This is a genomic window from Shigella sp. FC1544 (assembly GCF_001722145.1).
In the GTDB taxonomy this organism is placed as follows: Bacteria; Pseudomonadota; Gammaproteobacteria; order Enterobacterales; family Enterobacteriaceae; genus Escherichia; species Escherichia coli.
Genome location: NZ_MECT01000053.1, coordinates 1 through 9,325, shown reverse-complemented (window position 1 = coordinate 9,325; position 9,325 = coordinate 1). Strand labels below are relative to the sequence as shown.

Annotated in this window: 10 protein-coding genes, 3 pseudogenes and 1 other annotated feature; of the genes and pseudogenes, 10 read left to right on the top strand and 3 right to left on the bottom strand. The window is 50.1% G+C overall.

Going from position 1 to position 9,325, the window contains the following annotated elements:
• A pseudogene (locus tag BGK49_RS04205) lies at positions 1 to 339 on the top strand (IS1-like element IS1B family transposase); the annotation flags it as partial.
• Between the two features lie 19 nt (positions 340 to 358).
• Here the strand turns inward: BGK49_RS04205 and BGK49_RS31580 are convergent.
• Positions 359 to 448: pseudogene (locus BGK49_RS31580) on the bottom strand (hypothetical protein); the annotation flags it as partial.
• A 521-nt stretch (positions 449 to 969) separates the two neighbouring features.
• Between BGK49_RS31580 and thrS the strand changes: the two are divergent.
• The 8 genes from thrS (at position 970) to ihfA (ending at position 8,286) form a co-directional block, all read left to right on the top strand.
• Positions 970 to 2,898: a threonine--tRNA ligase gene (gene thrS / locus BGK49_RS04200; RefSeq protein WP_001144196.1), complete on the top strand. Its 1,929-nt coding sequence runs from the start codon at positions 970 to 972 to the stop codon at positions 2,896 to 2,898.
• A 3-nt stretch (positions 2,899 to 2,901) separates the two neighbouring features.
• Positions 2,902 to 3,444 (top strand): translation initiation factor IF-3, encoded by a 543-nt coding sequence (infC, locus tag BGK49_RS04195; protein WP_032155788.1) that lies wholly within the window; start codon positions 2,902 to 2,904, stop codon positions 3,442 to 3,444.
• A gap of 96 nt (positions 3,445 to 3,540) precedes the next feature.
• Positions 3,541 to 3,738: a 50S ribosomal protein L35 gene (gene rpmI / locus BGK49_RS04190; protein WP_001124225.1), complete on the top strand. Its 198-nt coding sequence runs from the start codon at positions 3,541 to 3,543 to the stop codon at positions 3,736 to 3,738.
• A gap of 52 nt (positions 3,739 to 3,790) precedes the next feature.
• Positions 3,791 to 4,147, top strand: a complete 357-nt coding sequence (gene rplT / locus BGK49_RS04185; RefSeq protein WP_000124850.1) for a 50S ribosomal protein L20 — start codon at positions 3,791 to 3,793, stop codon at positions 4,145 to 4,147.
• A gap of 116 nt (positions 4,148 to 4,263) precedes the next feature.
• Positions 4,264 to 4,388, top strand: a sequence feature (Phe leader region).
• Positions 4,270 to 4,314, top strand: coding sequence for a pheST operon leader peptide PheM (pheM, locus tag BGK49_RS29025; protein ID WP_001386830.1), 45 nt, complete (start codon positions 4,270 to 4,272; stop codon positions 4,312 to 4,314). It overlaps the preceding feature by 45 nt.
• Before the next feature lie 208 nt (positions 4,389 to 4,596).
• Entirely contained in the window at positions 4,597 to 5,580 is a 984-nt protein-coding gene (gene pheS / locus BGK49_RS04175; protein ID WP_000018583.1) for a phenylalanine--tRNA ligase subunit alpha, read from the top strand.
• A gap of 14 nt (positions 5,581 to 5,594) precedes the next feature.
• Positions 5,595 to 7,982, top strand: a complete 2,388-nt coding sequence (gene pheT / locus BGK49_RS04170; RefSeq protein WP_000672350.1) for a phenylalanine--tRNA ligase subunit beta — start codon at positions 5,595 to 5,597, stop codon at positions 7,980 to 7,982.
• Positions 7,983 to 7,986: 4 nt separating this feature from the next.
• The gene (gene ihfA / locus BGK49_RS04165) at positions 7,987 to 8,286 is read left to right on the top strand and encodes an integration host factor subunit alpha (RefSeq protein ID WP_001229265.1); all 300 of its coding nucleotides are present in this window, start codon (positions 7,987 to 7,989) and stop codon (positions 8,284 to 8,286) included.
• Positions 8,287 to 8,589: 303 nt separating this feature from the next.
• Here the strand turns inward: ihfA and BGK49_RS04160 are convergent, their stop codons facing one another.
• A complete protein-coding gene (locus tag BGK49_RS04160; RefSeq protein ID WP_000078916.1) occupies positions 8,590 to 8,730 on the bottom strand; it encodes a Hok/Gef family protein in 141 nt (46 codons plus the stop codon).
• Between the two features lie 190 nt (positions 8,731 to 8,920).
• Positions 8,921 to 8,989: pseudogene (locus BGK49_RS31575) on the bottom strand (ogr/Delta-like zinc finger family protein); the annotation flags it as partial.
• Positions 8,990 to 9,081: 92 nt separating this feature from the next.
• Between BGK49_RS31575 and BGK49_RS04155 the strand changes: the two are divergent.
• A partial coding sequence (locus BGK49_RS04155; protein WP_000567704.1) for a transposase occupies positions 9,082 to 9,325 on the top strand: 244 nt, incomplete at its 3' end.

Genomic DNA, 9,325 nt, shown 5'->3' with positions numbered 1-9,325 from the left:
CAGCGCTGGCTGTTTTACGCGTATGACAGGCTCCGGAAGACGGTTGTTGCGCACGTATTCGGTGAACGCACTATGGCGACGCTGGGGCGTCTTATGAGCTTGCTGTCACCCTTTGACGTGGTGATATGGATGACGGATGGCTGGCCACTGTATGAATCCCGCCTGAAGGGAAAGCTGCACGTAATCAGCAAGCGATATACGCAGCGAATTGAGCGGCATAACCTGAATCTGAGGCAGCACCTGGCACGGCTGGGACGGAAGTCGCTGTCGTTCTCAAAATCGGTGGAGCTGCATGACAAAGTCATCGGGCATTATCTGAACATAAAACACTATCAATAAGTTGGAGTCATTACCTAAGCTCTGATGAAGGCGTTGGTATGTCGCTATCGATGTGCAATCTATGAGGAGACTTATAATGAGTTCTGATAATGATATCGTTTTGACTCATAATCTATTCACCTTATATATACTGGAGGTTTTGAGGATGATGATTAATTATTATCGCCAGAACGAAATGTGCACGAAAAATTGCTATAAGAATTGTGTCACTTTTATCATTGTGATATGACCACTTCGTCATTAATCTCATGATCGTTTAAATACTACCGCCAAATCACGCAACGAACTTTGCTGGATTCAGTTTATGCTGCTGTAAATCCGCTCGCAGTAAACCTTTCAGACGCACCGTGATGTTATCAGTGGTTCTTTAAGCGTTTTGCTGGTGTACTCACTACAAACGAATTGCGAATCGAATCAATGTGAAACGGAAAGGTACAATCTCCCTTTTTTTAGTGTTAACATCGTTCAACCGGGTGGAAGGTGAGAGGTTAATGTCTTTCATTTGTGTACCTGATTGCGAACCAATTTAGCATTTGTTGGCTAGATGGTTTCGCAATGAACTGTTAATAAACAAATTTTTCTTTGTATGTGATCTTTCGTGTGGGTCACCACTGCAAATAAGGATATAAAATGCCTGTTATAACTCTTCCTGATGGCAGCCAACGCCATTACGACCACGCTGTAAGCCCCATGGATGTTGCGCTGGACATTGGTCCAGGTCTGGCGAAAGCCTGTATCGCAGGGCGCGTTAATGGCGAACTGGTTGATGCTTGCGATCTGATTGAAAACGACGCACAACTGTCGATCATTACCGCCAAAGACGAAGAAGGTCTGGAGATCATTCGTCACTCCTGTGCGCACCTGTTAGGGCATGCGATTAAACAACTTTGGCCGCATACCAAAATGGCAATCGGCCCGGTTATTGACAACGGTTTTTATTACGACGTTGATCTTGACCGCACGTTAACCCAGGAAGATGTCGAAGCACTCGAGAAGCGGATGCATGAGCTTGCTGAGAAAAACTACGACGTCATTAAGAAGAAAGTCAGCTGGCACGCAGCGCGTGAAACTTTCGCCAACCGTGGGGAGAGCTACAAAGTCTCCATTCTTGACGAAAACATCGCCCATGATGACAAGCCAGGTCTGTACTTCCATGAAGAATATGTCGATATGTGCCGCGGTCCGCACGTACCGAACATGCGTTTCTGCCATCATTTCAAACTAATGAAAACGGCAGGGGCTTACTGGCGTGGCGACAGCAACAACAAAATGTTGCAACGTATTTACGGTACGGCGTGGGCAGACAAAAAAGCACTTAACGCTTACCTGCAGCGCCTGGAAGAAGCCGCGAAACGCGACCACCGTAAAATCGGTAAACAGCTCGACCTGTACCATATGCAGGAAGAAGCGCCGGGTATGGTATTCTGGCACAACGACGGCTGGACCATCTTCCGTGAACTGGAAGTGTTTGTTCGTTCTAAACTGAAAGAGTACCAGTATCAGGAAGTTAAAGGTCCGTTCATGATGGACCGTGTCCTGTGGGAAAAAACCGGTCACTGGGACAACTACAAAGATGCAATGTTCACCACATCTTCTGAGAACCGTGAATACTGCATTAAGCCGATGAACTGCCCGGGTCACGTACAAATTTTCAACCAGGGGCTGAAGTCTTATCGCGATCTGCCGCTGCGTATGGCCGAGTTTGGTAGCTGCCACCGTAACGAGCCGTCAGGTTCGCTGCATGGCCTGATGCGCGTGCGTGGATTTACCCAAGATGACGCGCATATCTTCTGTACTGAAGAACAAATTCGCGATGAAGTTAACGGATGTATCCGTTTAGTCTATGATATGTACAGCACTTTTGGCTTCGAGAAGATCGTCGTCAAACTCTCCACTCGTCCTGAAAAACGTATTGGCAGCGACGAAATGTGGGATCGTGCTGAGGCGGACCTGGCGGTTGCGCTGGAAGAAAACAACATCCCGTTTGAATATCAACTGGGTGAAGGCGCTTTCTACGGTCCGAAAATTGAATTTACCCTGTATGACTGCCTCGATCGTGCATGGCAGTGCGGTACAGTACAGCTGGACTTCTCCTTGCCGTCTCGTCTGAGCGCCTCCTATGTGGGCGAAGACAACGAGCGTAAGGTACCGGTAATGATTCACCGCGCAATTCTGGGGTCGATGGAACGTTTCATCGGTATCCTGACCGAAGAATTCGCTGGTTTCTTCCCGACCTGGCTTGCGCCAGTTCAGGTTGTTATCATGAATATTACCGATTCACAGTCTGAATACGTTAACGAATTGACGCAAAAACTATCAAATGCGGGCATTCGTGTTAAAGCAGACTTGAGAAATGAAAAGATTGGCTTTAAAATCCGCGAGCACACTTTGCGTCGCGTCCCATATATGCTGGTCTGTGGTGATAAAGAGGTGGAATCAGGCAAAGTTGCCGTTCGCACCCGCCGTGGTAAAGACCTGGGAAGCATGGACGTAAATGAAGTGATCGAGAAGTTGCAACAAGAGATTCGCAGCCGCAGTCTTAAACAATTGGAGGAATAAGGTATTAAAGGCGGAAAACGAGTTCAAACGGCGCGCCCTAACCGTATCAATGGCGAAATTCGCGCCCAGGAAGTTCGCTTAACAGGTCTGGAAGGCGAGCAGCTTGGTATTGTGAGTCTGAGAGAAGCTCTGGAGAAAGCAGAAGAAGCCGGAGTAGACTTAGTCGAGATCAGCCCTAACGCCGAGCCGCCGGTTTGTCGTATAATGGATTACGGCAAATTCCTCTATGAAAAGAGCAAGTCTTCTAAGGAACAGAAGAAAAAGCAAAAAGTTATCCAGGTTAAGGAAATTAAATTCCGTCCTAGTACAGATGAAGGCGACTATCAGGTAAAACTCCGCAGCCTGATTCGCTTTCTCGAAGAGGGTGATAAAGCCAAAATCACGCTGCGTTTCCGCGGTCGTGAGATGGCGCACCAGCAAATCGGTATGGAAGTGCTTAATCGCGTGAAAGACGATTTGCAAGAACTGGCAGTGGTCGAATCCTTCCCAACGAAGATCGAAGGCCGCCAGATGATCATGGTGCTCGCTCCTAAGAAGAAACAGTAAGGCCTTCAAGTAGCACTGTCTGTGGAGCCTTCGGGCTTCACAGGCTTTGTTCGCCTTTGTTTCGTTTATTAACAATGCGAAGTGGAAGTTATTAAAATGCCAAAAATTAAGACCGTACGCGGTGCTGCTAAGCGCTTCAAAAAAACCGGTAAAGGTGGTTTTAAGCACAAGCACGCTAACCTGCGTCACATTCTGACCAAAAAAGCGACCAAACGTAAACGTCACCTGCGTCCGAAAGCCATGGTTTCCAAAGGCGATCTGGGCCTGGTAATCGCGTGCCTGCCGTACGCATAAGCCGTTAACGTTTTTAACTTTTTAATTAGAATATAGATACAGGAGAGCACATATGGCTCGCGTAAAACGTGGTGTTATTGCACGCGCACGTCACAAGAAAATTTTGAAACAAGCTAAAGGCTACTACGGTGCGCGTTCTCGCGTATACCGCGTTGCCTTCCAGGCTGTTATCAAAGCTGGTCAGTATGCTTACCGTGACCGTCGTCAACGTAAGCGTCAGTTCCGTCAACTGTGGATTGCACGTATCAACGCAGCAGCACGTCAGAACGGTATTTCTTACAGCAAATTCATCAATGGCCTGAAAAAAGCCTCTGTTGAAATCGACCGTAAGATCCTGGCTGATATCGCAGTATTCGACAAAGTAGCGTTCACCGCTCTGGTTGAAAAAGCGAAAGCAGCTCTGGCATAAGCCAGTTGAAAGAGGGAGCTAGTCTCCCTCTTTTCGTTTCAACGCCATCAAAACATTGACTTTTATCGCCGTAGCCTTTTCAATAAAGGTCTTTTGAAGAGTACCAAAAGGTAACGCAAGCAATGAATGCTGCTATTTTCCGCTTCTTTTTTTACTTTAGCACCTGAATCCAGGAGGCTAGCGCGTGAGAAGAGAAACGGAAAACAGCGCCTGAAAGCCTCCCAGTGGAGGCTTTTTTTGTATGCGCGTTTTGAAAAATAAAAAGCCAGTCTATCAGGCGTAATTGTCGCAGCCAGTCTGGATACGGCCAGCGCGGAGAAACCGGAGCGTATTTAAGTACGTGAGAATTTCGAGCACTGCCCGGGACCAAAATGGCAAGTAAAATAGCCTGATGGGATAGGCTCTAAGTCCAACGAACCAGTGTCACCACTGACACAATGAGGAAAACCATGTCACATCTCGCAGAACTGGTTGCCAGTGCGAAGGCGGCCATTAGCCAGGCGTCAGATGTTGCCGCGTTAGATAATGTGCGCGTCGAATATTTGGGTAAAAAAGGGCACTTAACCCTTCAGATGACGACCCTGCGTGAGCTGCCGCCAGAAGAGCGTCCGGCAGCTGGTGCGGTTATCAACGAAGCGAAAGAGCAGGTTCAGCAGGCGCTGAATGCGCGTAAAGCGGAACTGGAAAGCGCAGCGCTGAATGCGCGTCTGGCGGCGGAAACGATTGATGTCTCCCTGCCAGGTCGTCGCATTGAAAACGGCGGTCTGCATCCGGTTACCCGTACCATCGACCGTATCGAAAGTTTCTTCGGTGAGCTTGGCTTTACCGTGGCAACCGGGCCGGAAATCGAAGACGATTATCATAACTTCGATGCTCTGAACATTCCTGGTCACCACCCGGCGCGCGCTGACCACGACTCTTTCTGGTTTGACACTACTCGCCTGCTGCGTACCCAGACCTCTGGCGTACAGATCCGCACCATGAAAGCCCAGCAGCCACCGATTCGTATCATCGCGCCTGGCCGCGTTTATCGTAACGACTACGACCAGACTCACACGCCGATGTTCCATCAGATGGAAGGTCTGATTGTTGATACCAACATCAGCTTTACCAACCTGAAAGGCACTCTGCACGATTTCCTGCGTAACTTCTTTGAGGAAGATTTGCAGATTCGCTTCCGTCCTTCCTACTTCCCGTTCACCGAGCCTTCTGCAGAAGTTGACGTCATGGGTAAAAACGGTAAATGGCTGGAAGTGCTGGGTTGCGGGATGGTGCATCCGAACGTGCTGCGTAACGTTGGCATCGACCCGGAAGTTTACTCTGGTTTCGCCTTCGGGATGGGGATGGAGCGTCTGACTATGTTGCGTTACGGCGTCACCGACCTGCGTTCATTCTTCGAAAACGATCTGCGTTTCCTCAAACAGTTTAAATAAGGCAGGAATAGATTATGAAATTCAGTGAACTGTGGTTACGCGAATGGGTGAACCCGGCGATTGATAGCGATGCGCTGGCGAATCAAATCACTATGGCGGGCCTGGAAGTTGACGGTGTAGAACCGGTTGCCGGTAGCTTCCACGGCGTGGTCGTTGGTGAAGTGGTTGAGTGTGCGCAGCATCCGAACGCTGACAAACTGCGTGTGACAAAAGTGAATGTCGGCGGCGATCGCCTGCTGGACATCGTCTGTGGTGCGCCAAACTGCCGTCAGGGCCTGCGTGTGGCGGTAGCTACCATTGGTGCTGTTCTGCCGGGTGATTTCAAAATTAAAGCGGCGAAACTGCGTGGCGAACCGTCTGAAGGGATGCTGTGCTCCTTCTCTGAACTGGGAATTTCTGACGATCACAGCGGCATTATCGAACTGCCTGCAGATGCGCCGATTGGCACTGACATCCGCGAATACCTGAAACTCGATGACAACACCATCGAAATCAGCGTAACGCCAAACCGTGCCGACTGCTTAGGTATCATTGGTGTTGCGCGTGACGTTGCCGTGCTGAATCAGCTGCCGCTGGTTGAACCGGAAATCGTTCCGGTTGGTGCGACCATCGACGACACGTTGCCGATTACAGTCGAAGCGCCTGAAGCCTGCCCGCGCTATCTTGGCCGTGTGGTAAAAGGCATTAACGTTAAAGCGCCAACTCCGCTGTGGATGAAAGAAAAACTGCGTCGTTGCGGGATCCGTTCTATCGATGCAGTTGTTGACGTCACCAACTATGTACTGCTCGAACTGGGCCAGCCGATGCACGCTTTCGATAAAGATCGCATTGAAGGCGGCATTGTGGTGCGGATGGCAAAAGAGGGCGAAACGCTGGTGCTGCTTGATGGCACTGAAGCGAAGCTGAATGCTGACACTCTGGTCATCGCCGACCACAACAAGGCGCTGGCGATGGGCGGCATCTTTGGTGGCGAACACTCTGGCGTGAATGACGAAACGCAAAACGTCTTGCTGGAATGCGCTTTCTTCAGCCCGCTGTCTATCACCGGTCGTGCTCGTCGTCATGGCCTGCATACTGATGCGTCTCACCGTTATGAGCGTGGCGTTGATCCGGCACTGCAGCACAAAGCGATGGAACGTGCGACCCGTCTGCTGATCGACATCTGCGGTGGTGAGGCTGGTCCGGTAATTGATATCACCAACGAAGCAACGCTGCCGAAGCGTGCAACCATCACTTTACGTCGTAGCAAACTGGATTGCCTGATCGGCCATCATATTGCTGATGAACAGGTAACTGACATTCTGCGTCGTCTCGGCTGCGAAGTGACCGAAGGCAAAGACGAGTGGCAGGCAGTTGCGCCGAGCTGGCGTTTCGATATGGAGATTGAAGAAGATCTGGTCGAAGAAGTCGCGCGTGTTTACGGCTACAACAACATCCCGGATGAGCCGGTACAGGCAAGCCTGATTATGGGTACTCACCGTGAAGCTGACCTGTCGCTCAAGCGCGTGAAAGCGCTGCTCAACGACAAAGGCTATCAGGAAGTGATCACCTACAGCTTCGTTGATCCGAAAGTGCAGCAGATGATCCATCCAGGCGTTGAAGCCTTACTGCTGCCAAGCCCGATCTCTGTTGAAATGTCAGCAATGCGTCTTTCTCTGTGGAGCGGCCTGCTGGCAACCGTGGTGTACAACCAGAACCGTCAGCAGAACCGTGTGCGCATTTTCGAAAGCGGTCTGCGTTTCGTACCAGATACTCAGGCACCGTTGGGCATTCGTCAGGATCTGATGTTAGCCGGTGTGATTTGCGGTAACCGTTACGAAGAGCACTGGAACCTGGCAAAAGAGACCGTTGATTTCTATGATTTGAAAGGCGATCTTGAATCCGTTCTCGACCTGACCGGTAAACTGAATGAGGTTGAGTTCCGTGCAGAAGCGAATCCGGCACTGCATCCGGGGCAATCCGCAGCGATTTATCTGAAAGGGGAACGTATTGGTTTTGTTGGAGTTGTTCATCCTGAACTGGAACGTAAACTGGATCTTAACGGTCGCACTCTGGTGTTCGAACTGGAGTGGAACAAGCTCGCAGACCGCGTGGTGCCTCAGGCGCGCGAGATTTCTCGCTTCCCGGCGAACCGTCGTGACATCGCGGTGGTGGTCGCAGAAAACGTTCCCGCAGCGGATATTTTATCCGAATGTAAGAAAGTTGGCGTAAATCAGGTAGTTGGCGTAAACTTATTTGACGTGTACCGCGGTAAGGGTGTTGCGGAGGGGTATAAGAGCCTCGCCATAAGCCTGATCCTGCAAGATACCAGCCGTACACTCGAAGAAGAGGAGATTGCCGCTACCGTCGCCAAATGTGTAGAGGCATTAAAAGAGCGATTCCAGGCATCATTGAGGGATTGAACCTATGGCGCTTACAAAAGCTGAAATGTCAGAATATCTGTTTGATAAGCTTGGGCTTAGCAAGCGGGATGCCAAAGAACTGGTTGAACTGTTTTTCGAAGAGATCCGTCGCGCTCTGGAAAACGGCGAACAGGTGAAACTCTCTGGTTTTGGTAACTTCGATCTGCGTGATAAGAATCAACGCCCGGGACGTAACCCGAAAACGGGCGAGGATATTCCCATTACAGCACGGCGCGTGGTGACCTTCAGACCCGGGCAGAAGTTAAAAAGCCGGGTCGAAAACGCTTCGCCCAAAGACGAGTAATCTGATCTAACTAAAAAGGCCGCTCTGCGGCCTTTTTTCTTTCAATAACTAATTGATTTATAATGTTTTATATCTCTTCGTTCCACGATGCGTCCACATTTAGTGGGGGGAGGGGAGTAAGCCCGCTACATTGTGGGCTTTGTCTTATAGTCTGATCACTGTTTCAAGTCGGTGAGGACACCAAAAAGAAACCCCGCAGTTTTTACGCTGCGGGTTTGTTGTTCATGTCTGTGAGATAGGGTGCCTTATCGACCTTACCCTGGCAACCGATTGACGGGGGATTGCTCCCCCGTCGCGGTTTCCTTACTGCTTACACTGTAAGAACGCCGCAAACTCCGCTCCCCAGAAGCTCATCCGTATTTCGCACAGCGAACCGTGCAGCATCCAGATGATGAGGATTGCCGTCACGCAGAACGTGATGGCCGTAAGCGATTTTTGCGACATAGCGCTTGCTCCTTTTTCGGGGAGGCGCTAACCTATCACTTGCTTAGGGTAGACGGTTAGGGCCTCGGTTAAACAAAAATGTTTTCCGGGGCCTTTCCACATCTGGCCTTCAGGTATTCCCTCCGACCATCAGCCGAAAGGCACCCGCGCGTAATCTATCGCTTTTTTGTTACTCCGGCAATTCTGCTCGTTAATTCTGAGGTAAGGGCAAACTCATCTGATTGTTTCTTCTGTGTGAAGTTGGCAGTTCATGCCACGGGTAGACTGGCCCCCTGAATCTCCAGACAACCAGTATCACTTAAATAAGTGATAGTCTTAATACTAGTTTTTAGACTAGTCATTGGAGTACAGATGATTGATGTCTTAGGGCCGGAGAAACGCAGACGGCGTACCACACAGGAAAAGATCGCAATTGTTCAGCAGAGCTTTGAACCGGGGATGACGGTCTCCCTCGTTGCCCGGCAACATGGTGTAGCAGCCAGCCAGTTATTTCTCTGGCGTAAGCAATACCAGGAAGGAAGTCTTACTGCTGTGGCCGCCGGAGAACAGGTTGTTCCTGCCTCTGAACTTGCTGCCGCCATGAAGCAGATTAAAG

What these genes read in the sequence shown, in the direction of transcription:
- thrS (WP_001144196.1), top strand. Translation starts at nt 970, where the DNA reads ATGCCTGTTATAACTCTTCCTGATGGCAGCCAACGCCATTACGACCAC.
- rpmI (WP_001124225.1), top strand. Translation starts at nt 3,541, where the DNA reads ATGCCAAAAATTAAGACCGTACGCGGTGCTGCTAAGCGCTTCAAAAAA.
- rplT (WP_000124850.1), top strand. Translation starts at nt 3,791, where the DNA reads ATGGCTCGCGTAAAACGTGGTGTTATTGCACGCGCACGTCACAAGAAA.
- pheS (WP_000018583.1), top strand. Translation starts at nt 4,597, where the DNA reads ATGTCACATCTCGCAGAACTGGTTGCCAGTGCGAAGGCGGCCATTAGC.
- pheT (WP_000672350.1), top strand. Translation starts at nt 5,595, where the DNA reads ATGAAATTCAGTGAACTGTGGTTACGCGAATGGGTGAACCCGGCGATT.
- ihfA (WP_001229265.1), top strand. Translation starts at nt 7,987, where the DNA reads ATGGCGCTTACAAAAGCTGAAATGTCAGAATATCTGTTTGATAAGCTT.
- BGK49_RS04160 (WP_000078916.1), bottom strand. Translation starts at nt 8,730, where the DNA reads ATGTCGCAAAAATCGCTTACGGCCATCACGTTCTGCGTGACGGCAATC.